The sequence below is a fragment of the Massilia frigida genome, assembly GCF_011682175.1.
In the GTDB taxonomy this organism is placed as follows: Bacteria; Pseudomonadota; Gammaproteobacteria; order Burkholderiales; family Burkholderiaceae_D; genus Telluria_A; species Telluria_A frigida.
In genome coordinates this window covers 1-16,918 of record NZ_WHJG01000005.1, presented here as the reverse complement: position 1 = coordinate 16,918, position 16,918 = coordinate 1, and the positions used below count along the sequence as shown (strand labels likewise).

Below are 16,918 nucleotides of genomic sequence, written 5' to 3'. Positions count from 1 at the left end.
ACTGGGCCCGCGTTTGCAAAAATACGAAGCGCTTCTGGAAAATCAGCCGGCACTGCCGGCTTTTTTCACGAGTTCAAATTCATGCGCAAGCAAGTACAGTCCACTGCACGCCCATTCCCCCGGCCCCTCTTCCCACCAGTTGGTGACGCTCGCCTTGTCGTCCTCCGGGAATTCCTCGATGGGGTACTCGCTGTTCAACATCGCCAGCGTATGCGGCAACTCACAGAGGGGAAGCATATCGAGCAGTCCCTGGTCGATTTCAAGGACGCGCACGATATCGCCAATCGCCACCTCATTGCCATGCCGGTCTTTCATTGTGTGCTTTCCGTGACCAGCGCGGCCACAAAGTAGTTGATCGTTGTTGCCGCTTGCTCGGGTACGCTTTGCAGCAACAGATGCGGCCCCCGCAGCGCTACCAGACGCCAGTCCGGGCACAGCGACGCCAGCAGACGTGCGGCCGCGGCAGGAACGATCCAGTCACGCGTTGCTTGCAGATACAGCACGGGAACCGCGATGCTGCGCGCGCGCGCCGTGTAATCGACCGCCATCACTTCCCGCAAACGCCCGCGCAGGCGCGCTGGCGGCACCTGGTCGAGCGCGCGGCGCAAAGCCCGGCGCAACGCCAGGGGCGCATCGAAGCCGAGCAGGAAGGGAGCGATCAGGGGAGTCAGCGAAGACGACATGGGCAGCACGCTGACCAGGGGTCGCAACGGTGCCAGGAGCGGGCGCGGAGTGCGCGCAAAGGTGCAGCACAGCACCAGCCCGACCAATCCGGGCGGGCGCGACGCTGCCAGCGCGATGGCGACCGGGCCGGAGAAGGATTCGCCGATCAGTACAAAAGGGCGGTCGAACGGCAATTGCGCACGCGCATGCTCGGTCAGGCCGGCATAACCGAGCGCAAGCGCGGGGGGATAGGAGATGACGATGGCCTCAAGCTGGTCCCCGAGCGCGGCAATGAAGCCGGCAAACAGGTCGCCGCTTCCGTCCATTCCCGGAAGCAGCACCAAGGTCAGCACTGGCCGAACTTACGCGCTGATCGCCACTGTGAACAGTTAGAAGATAACGAGACAGTTAGCACGTTTTGCCGTATATTTGACCAGAAGTTAGTGAGACAAGAATCAGAAGTTATTGAGACAATTCTCGTCGAGCAATTTCGCGCTGAAGTATTCATCCCCTTGTCATCATTCAAGGGGAAGGACTTTCAGTTTCATGGTCGCATACCATATGCCGTATGTCAAAAATCGAAGCGGAAGTTTTACAATTACGTGCAGAGAATTTAGTGCTGAAAGCGCTGCTCTCTACGCATGGCATCGCTCTGCCACAGCAGGCGTCCGAGCAAGCGGCCCAATACACGGTCCCACCGTCGAAGGCTGGCGCCTTGCCTCCAGGCGCAAAGGTCAAACTCTTCCGAAAACTCTTTCACGGCAGGGACGACGTCTATCCTATACGTTGGGAAGGGCAGCAAAGCGGCAAGGTCGGATACTCGCCAGTTTGCGCCAACGAATGGCGTAGAGGCGTTTGCGAAAAGCCGAGAATCAAGTGCAGCGATTGCAGCCATAGCCTTTACGTGCCCGTAACAGACCACGTTATCGAGAGCCACCTGAGGGGTAACATCACTGCCGGCGTCTATCCGCTACTTGTGGATGATCGCTGCCATTTTCTCGCCATCGATTTTGACGACGACGATTGGCGCGAAGACGCGCGGGCGGTCTTGCAGACATGCATACTCAACGAGCTGCCTGCTGCGCTAGAAATCTCGCGCTCTGGTAACGGCGCCCACTTGTGGCTGTTCTTTTCGAACCCGACCCCGGCGCGTGACGCTCGCCGGCTCGGCACCGCCTTGATTAGTGCAACTTGTGCGCGAACCAGGCAATTGAAGCTGTCGTCTTACGATCGCCTATTTCCGAACCAGGACACGATGCCAAAAGGCGGGTTCGGCAATTTGATCGCGTTGCCACTACAAAAACACCCTCGTGAACTTGGGCGAAGCGTCTTCGTCGACTCGAACCTGCAACCCGTACCCGACCAATGGGTATTCCTAGAAAGCATCGTGCCGCTGCCACAAGCGCGTATCGAGGTGGCACTTACCAAGCTTGTAGGCGACCGGCATCCTCTCGACATCGCCTATGCAGACGTGCCGGACGAACATGCGGATACGCCGTGGGTGCGCGCCGCCAAGCCGGATGTCAAGCTCTCGGACACGATGCCAAAAGCGGTATGCGCGACGCTCGGCAATCAGCTGTTTATTGAAAAGGCAGGGCTGCCACAATCACTGATGAACCGTCTTATCAGGTTGGCCGCATTCCAAAATCCGGAATTCTACAAAGCGCAGGCGATGCGCATGTCAACGTGGAATATCGCCCGGATCATTGGGCGAGCTGAAGACCGCCAGAAGCACTTGGCTTTGCCACGAGGTTGCCTGGGCGATGTCAGATCACTTCTTTCCGTTAACAAAATCGAGTTGAGGTTAGATGACGTCCGCTCGATGGGCCAACCTTTGCATACGCCGTTTTCTGGCAAGCTACGACCGGATCAACAGGAAGCGCTGGCCGCGATGATGAAGCATGACTTCGGTATGTTGGTTGCCCCGACGGCGTTCGGCAAGACCGTAACGGCGGCTGCTGCTATCGCTCACAGAAAGGTCAGCACCCTCGTGCTGGTGCACCGAGCCGAATTGATGCGTCAATGGCAGGAACGACTTGGAAGCTTTCTGGAATTGAAGGGACAGAAGATCGGCTTGATCGGTGCCGGCAAGAAGAAGCCGACCGGTATGCTCGATATCGCTGTGATCCAAAGTCTGGCACGACGCGACGATTTGCCAGAGCTGCTTAGCCAGTACGGTCAGATCATCATTGACGAGGCACACCACCTATCGGCGCAGTCATTTGAAGCGGTCCTCAATGAAGCCAATTCGCGCTATGTATTGGGGCTGAGCGCCACGCCGGTTCGTAGCAACGGTCACCACCCAATAATTTTCATGCAGTGCGGGCCGATACGACATGTAGCCAAGCGTCCGACCCATGTACCAAAAGAGCTGGTCGTTCATGTTGGCCACCTTCCGACGCCGCCGATCCCGCCACATGCGAGCATCCAAGAAGTGATCCGGCTGCTGGCGGAAGACAGCGGTCGCAATGCCCGTATCGTCGCAGATGCGACCACGGCGCTGAACGCCGGCCGCAAAGTACTGTTGCTGACCAAGCGCACCGAGCATCTTGATCTCCTGTACGAGCTTTTGAAAGATATCCCCCAACAACGCTTCTTACTGCATGGACGGATGAAAACGAAGGAGCGCCAAGTGGTCATTGAGGCCCTGGCCAATCTGCAGGACGATGCACCCCACATCCTGCTGGCGAGTGCGCAGCTGGTCGGCGAGGGCTTCGATCATGCTCCACTCGACACCTTAATTTTGACGCTGCCGATTTCGTGGGAAGGCACGTTGCAGCAATATGCGGGTCGTCTACATCGGGAGCACTCCAGCAAGACGGAAATACTAATCCACGACTACGTCGAGCTGGACAACCCGCAGCTTTCGCGCATGTGGGAAAAACGACAACGCGGGTATCGGGCAATGGGATATCGCGTCGAGACGAATCAATTTCAACCTGCCTTTGGCCGACAAACCGAATTGTTGGGAATGCCAAACTAATCGGATCGATTGAGTTCATTTTTGGGAATCGCTTTTCATGCCAGTGCGCAAAATACCAAAAAACCACCTGTGCGTGACCGGCAAGTTCGCCAGCCGAAAAAACGGACAGATGGGTGGCTTCGAGTCTCTCTTGGAGAAGGAATACATGCTACTCATGGACTTCGACGATATGGTCGAAGGATTCGAGGAGCAGCCGGTTAACATCCCCCTTCCAGGCGTGGCAAAAGGCTACACGCCCGACCTCTTGGTGCGCTTTCGGCCCGACCCCGTCACCGGTTGCGTGCGCCCTCCGCTCCTGACCGAGGTCAAGCACTCGGACGATCTGAAGAAATACGCTGAAAAATATGCCCCGAAATTTGCAGCGGCTACGCTGTACGTACTAGAGCGCGGTTGGGACTTCGGCATCACGACCGAGAAGGAGATTCGGACTCCCCGCCTGGCAAACATCAAATTTTTGAGGGAATACCGCAACATCAATCCTTCAGAAAATGATTGCGCCCGAATCATTGCATTGACGCGCGCCACCGATGGGACTGTATCGCTGCCGCGCCTGCTGGCGGAACTAGCGCTCACCGACGAGGACCAACTCTACTGGATGCCCGTCGTATGGAATATGGTGCTGACGAAAAGACTGATCGTCGATCTCGACTGCGCGATTAGCGACGGCGTCATCCTCAATCTCCCGGAAGGGTTGTCATGAGCGAGAAAGAGCGGACCCAGCTATGGATAACAGAAGGCGCCACCATCACCAACGACGGTCAAGAGTACATCGTTGTGGCCATACCGGATGTCAACATGGTCCTTGCCAAAGAGGTCGGTTCCGGCCAAAAGGTACTGATGAAAATGGGCGATATCGGACCGCCGAAAGTCATCGGCACCACCACCACGACGCCGACGGCCAAATTGGAGCTATGGGAAATTTCACAAGACGATTGGAAGGTTGCTGAAGAACGGCGGCGCCACATCGAACCACTTCTGAACACGCCTGCGCGCCAGTGGGCCAATGCGCTGGCCGACAAGATCGCCGTGGAAGCCGGCGTCAGCCGCGCCACCTTGTACCGCTGGGTGGCAACGTTCAAGCAGGCCAAGCTGTTGTCCTCCCTATTGCCGAACTATCGGGCCAGGGGCGGCGCAGGAAACACCAGGCTGTCGCCGGAAGTCGACGCCATCATTGTGGAATGCCTTGAAAATTTTCACGACACCGAACAGAAAACGTCGGTCGCCGCCACCGTCGAAGAAATCAGACGGCGGTGCTCAAATGCGAACCTGCGCCTACCGGCGCACAACACCATCAAGGCGCGCATCGAGAAATCTAAGGGCCGCGAGCGAACCGCCAGCAGAAAAGGCGAAGCCGCCGCGCATGATCAACACGATCCCATAAAAGGCGTTATCGGCGACGCCGACTGGCCCCTCGCCCTCGTGCAAATCGATCACACTTTGCTCCCCGTGATCATCGTTGATGACGTGCACCGTAAGTCAATTCGGCGGGCGTGGATCACACTTGCGATTGACGTCAACAGTCGGGTTTGCCTTGGCATGTATCTCACGTTGGATGCGCCGTCCGCCATGTCGGCCGGCATGTGCATCTCTCACGCGATCATGCCTAAGGAAAAATGGATGTCGCGGCTCGGTGTCACCTCGACGGACTGGCCATGCTGGGGCGTCATGGGCATCCTGCATATGGATAACGCCCGTGAGTTTCGAGGAGACATGCTTCAGGTGGCATGTAATGAATATGACGTCGACCTTCATCTGCGCCCGGTCAAGAAGCCGCGTTACGGCGCCCACATCGAGCGGCTCATGGGCACCGTGTCGGAGGGACTAAAGGCCGTCAAGGGCGCCACATTCTCTGGTCCGGACGAGAAGGGCACCTACGATTCCGAGGGCAATGCCTGCATGACATTCGGCGAACTGGAAAAATGGTTGGTTCTTTTTTTCGCCCGCTACCACCGCAAAGTTCACGCGGGGATCGGTACCACGCCACTGACAAAATGGCGCGATGGTTTGCTCGGCACCAAGGGTAAGCCTGGACGCGGGCTCCCGGCGCGACGACTTGACGAAGAAAAACTTCGCATCGATTTCATGCCGTTCATCGAACGTACGATTCAGAACTACGGCGTTCTGATTGATGACGTGCACTACTATCATGACGTTCTGCGCCCTTGGATCAACACGCCCCACCCGGAATTTTCGCGGCACCGGCGCAAGTTCCGGTTCCACCGGGATCCGCGCGATATCAGTCAGCTGTATTTTTTCGACGAGATCGCCAAGCGCCACTTCGCGATACCCTATCGCGATGTCAGCCTGCCGCCGGTCAGCATATGGGAGCTACGCGAGGCACATCGGCGTGCCGACCAAAAGGGCATTCCACACGAGAACGAGAAGGCCGTCTTCGCGCTACTCAACGAACAACGTGAGCTCGAAGCCGATGCCGCCGAGAAGACAAAATCGGCACGGCGAGCCCAACAGCGGCGGGTCGAGCACGATCGAGCCCGCAAGGACAAAGTCGATAGCCTGCCGCAAGTATCCAACCCAATACCATCGGCCATGCCCTCAGCTGTGCGCGGCTATAACCCTGATGCCATTGAGCCGCTAGACGATGAGTAATCAATCTTTGCCAGCTGAAAATGCATACACGCACCTCAACGAGCGTGCGCGCGCCCTCGCAGACAAGTCAGACGATGCGAGGATCTACGCTATTCGCGAGGGCGCCTGGCTGGGGTACAAGGATGCCAAGCGCATCATCGGGCGCATGGAAGAGCTCTTGGCGTATCCACGCATCACGCGCATGCCGAACCTACTTCTGGTTGCGCCTTCCTTCAATGGGAAAACATCAATTCTGCGACGCTTTGTGTCCGAGCATCTTCCTGACCTCGATCCTGCAGGCGAAGTCACAATTTGTCCGGTGGTTATGGTGGAGTCGCCGCCGAAGCCGGACATTTCTGACTTCTACACGCGCATACTGGACGCGCTGATGACGCCGTACAAACCCACAGCGTCGGTTCAGGAAAAGTACTCGCAAATAAAGCGCCTGTTCCGGCAGATGGACGTGCGCATGCTGATCGTCGATGAAATCCACCACCTTATCGCCGGCAGCCTGAATCGGCAGCAGGAATTTCGCAATGCGCTAAAGAGCCTGGGCAATGAAACAATGGTATGTATAGTCGCGGCCGGCATCGAGGATGCTTACAATGCGTTTAATACGGATCCTCAGATGTCCAGCCGCTTCACGCCGGAAGAGCTTCCATTATGGAGGCCGAATAACGAATTTGGAGCGCTGCTCGCGACGCTCGAATTGCGCATGCCACTAAGGTCGCCGTCGAACCTAAAAGATCCAGCGACAATGCTGGCGATACACACGCGCAGCGAGGGCACGCTCGGCGATATGTGCGATTTGGTGAAAGAACTTGCGGTTGATGCGATTCGCGGCAAGGCGGAGCGTATCACTGTGGCGCAAATTGGTGCTCTGCCATGGATACCTCCGTCAAAACGAAAGCAACACAAACGACTGTAGCGGGTGCCAGACTAGCCGCTGATCGCTTATGGCCAATCCGCTACAAACCACTGCCTGACGAGTTACTTTCGAGTTGGCTCGTCCGCCTGGCGCATGGGCACGGTTTAAAAGTCCAGACATTCTGCAATGCTATATTTGGCGAGCGACTTCAAATATGGAATCGCGACATTGATCGAATAGCACCTCCGTGGTTATTGAATGAGCTGAGCCTTCGCACCGGCACCCCCTATTCGGTCGCTGCTGACACAACATTGCGCACTTATGAAGGAGTGCTCTATCGCAAATTTAGGTCGGCAGGGCCACTTCACTGGATACTGGTGCTACAGATGTATCATCGAAAGCGCTTGGGATTTGGGCTCCAGTTCTGTCCGAGATGCTTGGCAGACGACGAAACGCCGTACTTCAGGAAACGCTGGCGCGTCGCGCTACTCACTGTCTGTAGTGTCCACAAGACCATGCTCTTGGATCGTTGTCCAAATTGTGCAGCAGCGGTCGCTGCTCATCGGATAGACTTCCATCGATTTGATCCAGTGGAAAACACGCCAGTGTCGTTCTGCCATCAATGCAATTTCGACATGCGGACTGCGTCAGCAGCCGAGCCGATCTTCTACGATGGATCCTCATTTGCCCTCCTGTTGGCAGCCGGTGATCGAATCGACGGTGATGCGGGGGGAGAGTGGGCACTAGATCGGTTTGCCGTACTGCACCAACTATGCAGAACAATGACTGCCCGCTATAAACATGTTGGGCTGCGAAACTTCGTACTAGGACAAATCGGCGTTCCGGATATCGCGCTTTCCCAAGGTCATATTTCCTTCGAAATGCGGCCAGTTGCAGAGCGGCACCATTTGCTTTTGCTAACGGCTTGGCTGATGGCTGACTTGGAGCCGCGGCTCCGCGCTGCGTGGCAGCGGCGAGCTGTACGCTATAGCGTGCTGACAAAGGACTTTCCTGAACGCCCAGATTGGTATGGGCGAATCGTTGCAAAATTCGAGAATTGGAGAGATCGTCTCCAATGAAACGAGGAACTTTGCACGCTGGTGCGCTGACTTATCAGGATTTCAGTCTCAGATTACCTTTTTAATCTGCCATGCAGCTTTGTTGCCATTTCGTCCTGGCACTTGCTCCAATTGATCACGGTCACGAAGTCTATAAAAGACTTCCTTCATCGTATTTTCGGACTTGATCCCTGTTATCTCTCGACCAGTGGCGTTAGAGATTTCGGCATTACTTTTTAGGAACTCCATAACGAGTTGCTCAGGGGACCCGAGACTTTCGTGGCGAAGTATGACGACGACAGAATTTTCTCTTTCTTCTATTAGCGGCCTCTTCAAACGTAATTTATCCATGGCTTCGAAAGTAGTTCTTAATCCTTCACCAACATCCTTATTTGGAGGATTTTTAAACTTACTTACTAAGCGAACCAATTTTGGGTTGCGCGCGAACTGAGTTTTTGTGATTAACTCAACTGTCACGTGGCCGGGTAATCTACCTGGGCTTTCAATTTCAATTCGATTATCAAAAATTCTTACTTGAACGTCCGCAGCAATACTGTAATCTCGATGTAGTACCGCATTTGTAAGAACCTCATGCAAAGCTTCTTCCGGGTAAATGATTTTCTCCAATCCATTCGGACCCAATTTCTTTATTTCTTCAATCAACATCTTGCACTGATCAACCGCGTCATAAACGAGCGAATAGATAGGACCCTCTATTGTTAAAGGATCAAATGCTAGAAAATCACGTTCACCTTCGTTCTTCGTTTGATATCGCAAAATTTTTATAGCAGATCTCTTAGGAAGAGTTGCTTGTGGGAGATCACTGTAGAGTAATACACCTGCAACAGAGAGTCTGTCTCCAATTAATACTCGTTGTTTTTGCAACCAATGAACTGGATCAGTCGAAGGTACAACAGTTGTGATGAATTCAAGTGTTATCAACGAATTCTCAACCTCGTCAAGTTGAGCGTTGGTCAACTCATCTTCGAAGGACTTGATACCTTTATCGTATTTTAAGCGATCAAGTGCACCATCCGCATCAACCGGAAGATTTTGTGAACCTCTACGCACATAGGCCTTTCCATTTGATGCAAAAACTATTTCTTGGGTTTTGAAAACCGTCACATGCAGGACTACGCCAGGCGCGCCATTGCATTTTAAGAACTCCGCAATATAATGGTTTCCAATCGGATACAATCGTTCTATCACTTGTAAATGGGCGTTCGCTGCCTCCTGGTCCGCAAACGCGTCCCACACTCGAACCTTACCGGTTTCTCCTTCCAACTCTTCGATACCGATAAATATTTCACCACCACTATTTTTACAAAATGCAGATACCGTATTGGTAAGTTTCCCAGGGCCGATATCGATACTTTTCAAATCACTAAAGTGCGACTCTTCGATAGCTAATAGTGCCTGATATTGTTCGTTGCTTAATGTTTTTAGAGGGATTGACATATTTTTCGGCCACTAGGTAAATGAATGCGCATAGTCCAACGCTCCTATATCGTACAGGGTACCACATCCCATCTGTCGAAAATAATCGGTGGCCCTAGATTATCGCCCTGCCACCGCTGAAGGTTGTCACCGGTGGGGTTGTCACCGGTGGGGGTTGTCACCGGTGGGGGTTGTCACCGGTGGGGTTGTCACCGGTGGGGTTGTCACCGGTGGGGGTTGTCACCGGTGGGGGTTGTCACCGGTGGGGTTGTCACCGGTGGGGTTGTCACCGGTGGGGTTGTCACCGGTGGGGTTGTCACCGGTGGGGTTGTCACCGGTGGGGTTGTCACCGGTGGGGGTTGTCACCGGGTGGAGGCATGCGGCCGGCAAGCGGTTTGAATTTGGCATACGCACCCGGAAGAACATCCCTCGAGGGGCTTCATGGCGAGATGACAAGTTTCCTCCTCGTCCTAATCGGAAATAGCGGCGATTTTCCCAACATAGGAGGTTGGCTCGCGAAAAACGGGGCGCACTAATCTTGGATCCCGCCAGTGAAAGTGCATGATCAACTTTCGGAAAGCTGCGCGCATGCCAGACATCACCGAGTTAGTTTCCAATCAGGAACGAAGTTGAGAACGGCAACTTGCATGGGAGGACGGATCGTGTTGGCAGCTTCGGCAGCAAAATTAGTGCTCCGATGCGTCGAAGACCCAAGCAATTAGCTCAGAAATGCTTGAACCGTCTGACGCGGGAGAAAATGCATAATCGCCAGCCGCGCATCGAAGTGTCACGTCAATTTCGTCGGCGCGCTTCCCGTTGGTCGTGTAGAGCTTGAAATAGCTCGGCAAGGACTCGATGACTACGATACTGATATGTTCTCGTTTATTTTTCACCGCAAATGCTGAAGCACGTCGGAGGCGAAGCATGCCATCCGCCTCTTCCACGAAAAGCCGAGCGTCGATTTCGCCGTCATCATTCGACAACGCAGTAATCGGCAGAGTCCAGCCATCTTCGTCGCTATTCGTGAGCAATTCAATGTCGAAGCCGTTCAGCCTCTCGAGTTCGTCTACGGCATCGCGCAAAAAAACAGGCGGATGACGTTTGTCTAAGTTTCCCAACACCACGGCGAGATCGACAGGGCGGATTCGCTGCTCGGATCCTGGCTCGCCAACGGATGCTCTGTCGACGCTCGCGCCAGCTCTCCCTAGTGCACCGCTATCAGGTACAGAATCTATTAGCGCCTTTGCCTTCCAAACCGCCTTATTTTTTAAATCTGGAAAACGAGGCTCAAGACGAACCGGTCCAATTTTCGCCGCGAGACGGTTCGACGCATCCTGCTCAACGATAGACTGCTCGGCCGAGTCCGGAGCAGGACGACGTTGAGGTCCCGTTGACTCTTGGCGATCGTTGGATTGGTTCGGAGCACGAGAGCCAGGTTGAGCACCATGAATCTTGTAACTCAACGAACGAAATGGAAATGGATGCGAGCACGAGCGTAGGCTGTAAACGAGAAATGTCGCGTTCGCCTGACCGCCGAGACTCAGCCACTTTCCGGACGCGATTAGCGTGGTGTCGCCCTCAAAGGGAAAAAGCGCTTGCGGATAAACATGCTGATTAGCGAGGGATGCCTTCAAGGCTGACGTGCCAACATGCACTGCAGCCCTCCATGCCATTGGATCCAGGTGCAGACGTCCAATGTCGGCGGCTGATGCACCAGAGATTTTCTCGGCTAAATGAAGAACAAGGCACCGGCTTACGTTGTCAAATCGTTCGTGACCATACAGAGACTTGCGTTGCAACGGCGGCAGAAACAGCTTGGTGATTAGGTTGCTTGACGATCCAAAATAAAATCGGATCAGTTCGATACAGGGAATGAGAATGCGGCGGCCCCCATCCAGCTCGACCATCATACAATACGAGTGCGTGCACTGCAGATGCCAAGGATGTTCGGACAGCGGGACAAGAAAGCCCTTATCGTCCAAGTTCAGGCCTGCCTTGACCAGATGAACTGTCGTGTCGTCGATTCGCAAACCTGGAAATTGCTCGAGCTGATATTCGGGAGCTGTCGCCAATTTCCCGTCGCGCCAGATGTCTCCGATGCGAAGCACCGCCAACGTTCCAACCGAAACCCAAACCTTGCGCTGGAATCGGGCAGGTGCAGTTGAGTCGGGGGAAAGCAATATCGTTGGATCGACGGTAAAATTGGGATCGAGTATCCGCGACAGGTGTATGAGCAGTGAGGGCTGGGTACGTCGAATAGCTCGGTTCGGGAAGGCCAGCTCGCCAAACCAATCTATTCGCCAAAATTTCCCGTCCTGAGGAAATACAGAGACAGAAGGCAAGCTATTGCTTACAAACGGTTTTTTCCGATCCAAGCCAGTCCGCCACCGTCAAATTATCTCAATAACTTCTGAACTGTCGCATTATCTGCTGGTCAGTCTCATTATCTACTGGGCGTTCACAGCCACACCCGCGTTATGGGCCTGCTCGTCCGCATGATACGAGCTGCGCACCATCGCGCCAACCGCCGCGTGCACGAAGCCCATCTTGTAGGCTTCTTCCTCGAACATCTTGAACACGTCCGGGTGCACATACCGGCGCACCGGCAAGTGATCGCCCGACGGCGCCAGGTACTGGCCAATGGTCAGCATGTCGACGTTGTGGCTACGCAGGTCGCGCATCACTTGCAGGATTTCTTCGTCGGTTTCGCCCAGGCCGACCATGATGCCGGACTTGGTGACCGCGTTCGGATACAGCGCCTTGAAGTCGCGCAGCAGTTCCAGCGAGTGCGTGTAGTCGGAACCAGGACGGGCTTCCTTGTACAGGCGCGGCACGGTTTCGAGGTTGTGGTTCATCACGTCCGGCAAGCCGTCGGCGAAGATCGCGAGCGCCTTGGCCAGGCGGCCGCGGAAGTCGGGCACCAGCACTTCGATGCGGGTTTTCGGCGACAGCGCGCGCGTTTGCTTGATGCAGTCGACAAAGTGGCCGGCGCCGCCGTCGCGCAAGTCGTCGCGGTCGACCGAGGTGATCACCACGTACGAGAGGCGCAATTCGGCGATGGTCTTGGACAGGTTGTGCGGCTCGTTCACGTCGAGCGGGTCGGGACGGCCGTGGCCGACGTCGCAGAACGGGCAGCGGCGCGTGCACTTGTCGCCCATGATCATGAAGGTGGCCGTGCCCTTGCCGAAGCATTCGCCGATGTTCGGGCAGCTCGCTTCTTCGCACACGGTCACCAGGTTGTTGGCGCGCAGGATGTCCTTGATCTCGTAGAAGCGCGACGAGGCCGAAGCGGCCTTGACGCGGATCCAGTCCGGCTTTTTCAGGCGCTCGACTTGCCCGATCGGCACGATCTTGATCGGAATGCGCGAGGTCTTGCTGGCGCCTTTTTGCTTGTCGCTGGCGTTGTAGACTGGGGCGATGCTGGTATCGGAATCAGAAGTCATTTGGCTGCTTGCCCGTGGGGCTCTGTGGTGTTATTCGATGCGTTGTTATGCGATTCGTTGTGCGGTGCGCCGCCCGATCCGAGCTGCCGCACCAGTTCGCGCGCCAGGGCTTGCTGCACGTCGGCCAGCGCGGCCTCGGCGCCCATGCTGCGCATGTCCACCGTTTCCAGGCCCGCATAGCCGCACGGGTTGATCCAGGAAAACGGCGCCAGGTCCATCGCCACATTGAGCGACACGCCATGGTAGGTGCAGCCATTGCCGCGCACTTTGAGGCCGAGCGCGGCGATCTTGGCGCCTTTGCGCGGCCCGCCGGCGATATAAATGCCGGGCGCGCCGGCGATGCGCTCACCAGCCAGATTATACGCCCCCAGCACATCGATGATCGCCTGCTCGATTTTTTCGACGAATTGTCGGGCGTACAACTTGCCGCCCGGCTTGTTGCGGCGCAAGTCCATCAGCAGGTAAATCACCACCTGGCCGGGGCCGTGGTAAGTGACTTCGCCGCCGCGGTCGGTCTGCACCACGGGCACGCCATGGGCAGGCGTGCCGGCGCCGGCCAGCAGGTGGGCACGGTCGGCGCCCAGCCCCAGCGTGAACACAGGCGGATGCTCGACGATCCACAGTTCGTCGGTGGTGTCGGGGTCGCGCGCGTCGGTAAAGGCACGCATGGCGGCAAACACCGGCTCGTAGTCGGCACGGCCGAGGTCGCGGATGATCGCCTGCGCAGGGCGGATGGGGAGCATGGGGTCGTCAATCGGGGCTAAGGGGGCCCCGCCATTATAAGCGAGGGCTCAGCCGGATGCTGCTCAGAGGCCGCATTAGCATAGTGACATTCGTCGCCTATGCCGCGTTCGCTCATTTGGTATCGATGTCTGGAACAATGCCGATGTATATTTGTAGTTAGCCAAAGATTTCGGCGTGCGTTCCACAACGCGAAAAAACCAATGATGGGCATTTCCCAGAGTCGTCGAGCAGATACACAAGCAGGAAGTCGCCGCCAATATGACATTCCCGGTGGCGTTCCCACTTGCCGCTGAGTGAATGATCATGCCATTGAGCTGGAAGCGGCCCATCGTTTGCGATCAGAAGCATCATCGCTTGTTTTAGCCGCGTCATGTCATACCGGCCCGAATGAGGCAGCGCCGACCAGTCTTGAAGGAAGCGCTTCGTGTAGCCCGATTGCCGGGGCAGTGTCGTCCGCCTATTTGCCGCTGGCTTTTTCAAGGTCATCGAAGAGCTCGGCGGCGGTGGCAAAGCGGGCGCGCCTGCTCTTGATAATCTCCTCGGCCTCGGCCATTGCCGCAAGCGTGGCGGCGTTAGGTGTCCTGGAACTGAACGGCAGCGTCTTGTCGTCGATAACATGGTTCAGGAACATGCGCACCGCATCGGGAAGGGTTAAGCCCATCGCCGCCAGTGTTTCGGTCGCCTGCGCCTTGGTCGTTTGGTCCACACGGACGCGTATTGTGGTCGTCGTTGAAGCGGTCATGATGACTTCCCTGATTGTGCATCTCAAGACCATGTTATCGCGCGCGGAGCGTCGCCGCAAACTGCGATTCGATTGAACGCCAGCCCATCTATCCAAGTGCAGAAAGCCAGATGACCGCCTTGATCCCGAACAAAGCAATCGCTCGGCGATATTGATCGCAGCGTGCCACCAGCCGCATTAGCATAGTTGAAATGCTTCGTTGCTCCGCCAGACGGGCGCCGATAAGCTGGGTGCTCGACCATCACCCGTTCACCGCCATGGCCGCCGTCCTCGACACCCGTTTCGACATGCAGCCGTTCGACGCTGCGCTGGGCGCGGCCATCACCGGACTCGACCTGTCCGTCCCGCTGAGCCGGGAAGACTTCGCCCTGATCCACCGCGCCCACCTCGACCACCATGTGCTGGTGTTTCGCGGCCAGCACATCACGCCGGCCCAGCAGGTGGCCTTCAGCCGCCGCTTCGGCCCGCTGCAAATCCATGTGCTGCGCCAGTTCCAGCTGCCCACCCAGCCGGAAGTGCTGATCATTTCCAACATCAAGGAAAACGGCCACCGCTCGGCCTGGGCGACGCCGGCCATTTCTGGCATTCGGACCTGTCGTACAAGGCCGTGCCCAGCCTGGGCTCGATGCTGCACGCGCAGGAGTTGCCGCTCAATGGAGGCGACACCCTGTTTGCCAACCAGCACCTGGCCTGGGACAAGCTGCCCGGCTACCTGCGGCGCGCCATCGAAGGACGCAGCGCCGAACACAGTTACCTGGCCAAGTAGGCCGAACTGCAAAAGCGCAGTCCGTGGCGCCCCGACCTGACCCGCGCCCAGATCGATGAAGTGCGGCCGGCCGTGCATCCGATCGTGCGCACCCATCCGGACACCGGGCGCCGCGCCCTGTTCGTCAGCGAGCACTTCACCACCCGCGTAACCGGCTTGCCCGACAGCGAAAGCGGCGCCCTGCTGGATGATTTGTTTGCCCACAGCACCCGGCACGACTTCATTTACCGCCACCAGTGGCAGGCGCACGACATGCTGTTCTGGGATAACCGCTCGGTCATGCACCTGGCCGCCGCTTGCCCCGACCACCAGCGCCGCATGCTGTACCGCACCACCATCGAAGGCAATGCGCCGTTCTGACCCACGCCGATATAGGAAACCACCATGAAGCTGTTGAACAAGGCCGCATTCGCCATCGCGTGCGCCGCCGCACTGGCATCGAACCCGGCCCGGGCCGAAGGCCGCATCCGCATCGCGAGCAGTTCGGCATCGTGTACCTGCTGCTGAACGTGGCGCAGGACCAGAAGCTGATCGAAAAGCATGGCCGCAAGCAGGGCGTGGAGATCGACGTCGACTGGGTCAAGCTGTCGGGCGGGGCCGCGATCAACGATGCGCTGCTGTCGGGCTCGATCGACATCGCCAGCGCCGGCATCGGGCCCCTGCTCACCGTCTGGGACCGCACCGCCGGCAAGCAGAACGTGAAGGGCCTGGCGTCGCTGGGCAACTTCCCGTATTACCTGATCAGTACCAATCCGAACGTCAAGACTATCGCCGACCTCAGCGAGAAGGACCGCATCGCATTGCCGGCGGTCACGGTGTCGGTGCAGGCGCGGATTTTGCAGATGGCGGGCGAAGCAGTGGGGCACGGCCGAGTTCAAAAAGCTCGACCGCTTCACGCAAGCCTTGCCGCATCCGGACGCGGCCGCCGCGATCATCGCCGCCCAGAGTGAGCTTCGAGGTGCACCGGGGCGACCGCCTGGTGCTGCTGGGGCCGTCCGGCTGCGGCAAGTCGACCCTGCTCAAGGCGATCGCCGGCTTCATTAGGCCGCGCGCCGGCAGCCTGACCCTGGACGGCCAGCCGATCCTGCGCCCCGGGCCGGACCGCTTCGTGGTGTTCCAGGAATTCGACCAGTTGCCGCCGTGGAAATCAGTGCTGGGCAATGTCATGTTTCCGCTGCTGGCCGGCGGCGTGAGCAGGGCCGAGGCACGGGCGCGCGCCCTGCACTGGATCAACAAGGTCGGCCTGTCGCCGTTCGCCGACGCCTATCCGCATACCTTGTCGGGCGGGATGAAGGCGCGCGTGGCGATTGCGCGGGCGCTGGCGATGCAGCCGGCCATCCTGCTCATGGACGAGCCGTTCGCCGCCCTCGAGGCGCTCACGCGCCGCAGCATGCAGGAGCAATTGCAAACCTTGTGGGAAGAAGTGCGCTTCACGAGGTGGGCAACCGCATCGTGCTGCTGTCGCCCCACCCGGGCCGCGTGCGCGCCGAGCTGAACAGTCAGTGCGCCAGCAAAGCTGGCAAGAAGTAGTTGGTGAAAGTCCAATACGGAGAAGAAATGGCGAATTACTCTGGCCCCGAGTCATGCGTTGCACACCGCGAGGTGTGGGGCGAAGCGTTGACAGGGGA

13 protein-coding genes and 3 pseudogenes are annotated in these 16,918 nt (G+C 57.2%); 8 read left to right on the top strand and 8 right to left on the bottom strand.

Going from position 1 to position 16,918, the window contains the following annotated elements:
- Positions 1-42 precede the first annotated feature (42 nt).
- Positions 43-315, bottom strand: a complete 273-nt coding sequence (locus F2P44_RS06665; protein ID WP_167085938.1) for a hypothetical protein — start codon at positions 313-315, stop codon at positions 43-45.
- Positions 312-1,016, bottom strand: a complete 705-nt coding sequence (locus tag F2P44_RS06660) for an alpha/beta fold hydrolase (protein ID WP_223165004.1) — start codon at positions 1,014-1,016, stop codon at positions 312-314. Before F2P44_RS06660 ends, F2P44_RS06665 begins: the two co-directional genes overlap by 4 nt.
- 215 nt (positions 1,017-1,231) lie before the next feature.
- Between F2P44_RS06660 and F2P44_RS06655 the strand changes: the two genes are divergently transcribed.
- Genes F2P44_RS06655 through F2P44_RS06635 form a run of 5 tightly spaced genes read left to right on the top strand, consistent with a single transcriptional unit; the run spans position 1,232 to position 8,179 of the window.
- Complete coding sequence (locus F2P44_RS06655) at positions 1,232-3,646, top strand: TOTE conflict system archaeo-eukaryotic primase domain-containing protein (RefSeq protein WP_167085937.1); 2,415 nt, start codon at positions 1,232-1,234, stop codon at positions 3,644-3,646.
- Positions 3,647-3,683: 37 nt separating this feature from the next.
- Complete coding sequence (locus F2P44_RS06650) at positions 3,684-4,346, top strand: TnsA endonuclease N-terminal domain-containing protein (protein ID WP_167085936.1); 663 nt, start codon at positions 3,684-3,686, stop codon at positions 4,344-4,346.
- Positions 4,343-6,253, top strand: a complete 1,911-nt coding sequence (locus F2P44_RS06645; RefSeq protein ID WP_167085935.1) for a TnsB C-terminal domain-containing protein — start codon at positions 4,343-4,345, stop codon at positions 6,251-6,253. Before F2P44_RS06650 ends, F2P44_RS06645 begins: the two co-directional genes overlap by 4 nt.
- Positions 6,246-7,160, top strand: coding sequence for a TniB family NTP-binding protein (locus tag F2P44_RS06640; RefSeq protein ID WP_167085934.1), 915 nt, complete (start codon positions 6,246-6,248; stop codon positions 7,158-7,160). The genes F2P44_RS06645 and F2P44_RS06640 overlap by 8 nt, the downstream gene beginning before the upstream one ends.
- Entirely contained in the window at positions 7,118-8,179 is a 1,062-nt protein-coding gene (locus F2P44_RS06635; RefSeq protein WP_167085933.1) for a TniQ family protein, read from the top strand. Before F2P44_RS06640 ends, F2P44_RS06635 begins: the two co-directional genes overlap by 43 nt.
- A 48-nt stretch (positions 8,180-8,227) precedes the next feature.
- Here the strand turns inward: F2P44_RS06635 and F2P44_RS06630 are convergent, their stop codons facing one another.
- The 6 genes from F2P44_RS06630 to F2P44_RS06605 all read right to left on the bottom strand — a co-directional run bounded on the left by F2P44_RS06630 (position 8,228) and on the right by F2P44_RS06605 (position 14,524).
- Positions 8,228-9,616 carry an ATP-binding protein gene (locus F2P44_RS06630; protein WP_167085932.1) on the bottom strand — a complete coding sequence of 463 codons (1,389 nt, stop codon included), beginning with the start codon at positions 9,614-9,616 and terminating at the stop codon, positions 8,228-8,230.
- Positions 9,617-10,281: 665 nt separating this feature from the next.
- Complete coding sequence (locus F2P44_RS06625) at positions 10,282-11,970, bottom strand: hypothetical protein (RefSeq protein WP_167085931.1); 1,689 nt, start codon at positions 11,968-11,970, stop codon at positions 10,282-10,284.
- A 72-nt stretch (positions 11,971-12,042) separates the two neighbouring features.
- Positions 12,043-13,038 carry a lipoyl synthase gene (gene lipA, locus F2P44_RS06620; protein WP_167085930.1) on the bottom strand — a complete coding sequence of 332 codons (996 nt, stop codon included), beginning with the start codon at positions 13,036-13,038 and terminating at the stop codon, positions 12,043-12,045.
- Positions 13,035-13,781: a lipoyl(octanoyl) transferase LipB gene (lipB, locus tag F2P44_RS06615; RefSeq protein WP_167085929.1), complete on the bottom strand. Its 747-nt coding sequence runs from the start codon at positions 13,779-13,781 to the stop codon at positions 13,035-13,037. The genes lipA and lipB overlap by 4 nt, the downstream gene beginning before the upstream one ends.
- 157 nt (positions 13,782-13,938) lie before the next feature.
- Positions 13,939-14,268, bottom strand: coding sequence for a type II toxin-antitoxin system YafQ family toxin (locus F2P44_RS06610; protein ID WP_167085928.1), 330 nt, complete (start codon positions 14,266-14,268; stop codon positions 13,939-13,941).
- A complete protein-coding gene (locus tag F2P44_RS06605) occupies positions 14,240-14,524 on the bottom strand; it encodes a type II toxin-antitoxin system RelB/DinJ family antitoxin (protein WP_167085927.1) in 285 nt (94 codons plus the stop codon). The genes F2P44_RS06610 and F2P44_RS06605 overlap by 29 nt, the downstream gene beginning before the upstream one ends.
- Before the next feature lie 257 nt (positions 14,525-14,781).
- On the opposite strand from F2P44_RS06605, the pseudogene F2P44_RS06600 reads away from it, so the two are divergent.
- The 3 pseudogenes from F2P44_RS06600 to F2P44_RS06590 all read left to right on the top strand — a co-directional run.
- Positions 14,782-15,650, top strand: a pseudogene (locus F2P44_RS06600) (TauD/TfdA dioxygenase family protein).
- A gap of 24 nt (positions 15,651-15,674) precedes the next feature.
- Positions 15,675-16,268: pseudogene (locus tag F2P44_RS06595) on the top strand (type 2 periplasmic-binding domain-containing protein); the annotation flags it as partial.
- A pseudogene (locus tag F2P44_RS06590) lies at positions 16,234-16,790 on the top strand (ABC transporter ATP-binding protein); the annotation flags it as partial. The pseudogenes F2P44_RS06595 and F2P44_RS06590, both read left to right, overlap by 35 nt.
- Positions 16,791-16,918 lie beyond the last annotated feature (128 nt).

Bases quoted from the DNA above. Each gene is read 5' to 3' on its own strand.
- F2P44_RS06665 (WP_167085938.1), bottom strand. From the start codon at position 315: ATGAAAGACCGGCATGGCAATGAGGTGGCGATTGGCGATATCGTGCGC.
- F2P44_RS06655 (WP_167085937.1), top strand. From the start codon at position 1,232: ATGTCAAAAATCGAAGCGGAAGTTTTACAATTACGTGCAGAGAATTTA.
- F2P44_RS06650 (WP_167085936.1), top strand. From the start codon at position 3,684: ATGCCAGTGCGCAAAATACCAAAAAACCACCTGTGCGTGACCGGCAAG.
- F2P44_RS06645 (WP_167085935.1), top strand. From the start codon at position 4,343: ATGAGCGAGAAAGAGCGGACCCAGCTATGGATAACAGAAGGCGCCACC.
- F2P44_RS06640 (WP_167085934.1), top strand. From the start codon at position 6,246: ATGAGTAATCAATCTTTGCCAGCTGAAAATGCATACACGCACCTCAAC.
- F2P44_RS06635 (WP_167085933.1), top strand. From the start codon at position 7,118: ATGGATACCTCCGTCAAAACGAAAGCAACACAAACGACTGTAGCGGGT.
- F2P44_RS06630 (WP_167085932.1), bottom strand. From the start codon at position 9,616: ATGTCAATCCCTCTAAAAACATTAAGCAACGAACAATATCAGGCACTA.
- lipA (WP_167085930.1), bottom strand. From the start codon at position 13,038: ATGACTTCTGATTCCGATACCAGCATCGCCCCAGTCTACAACGCCAGC.
- lipB (WP_167085929.1), bottom strand. From the start codon at position 13,781: ATGCTCCCCATCCGCCCTGCGCAGGCGATCATCCGCGACCTCGGCCGT.
- F2P44_RS06610 (WP_167085928.1), bottom strand. From the start codon at position 14,268: ATGACCTTGAAAAAGCCAGCGGCAAATAGGCGGACGACACTGCCCCGG.
- F2P44_RS06605 (WP_167085927.1), bottom strand. From the start codon at position 14,524: ATGACCGCTTCAACGACGACCACAATACGCGTCCGTGTGGACCAAACG.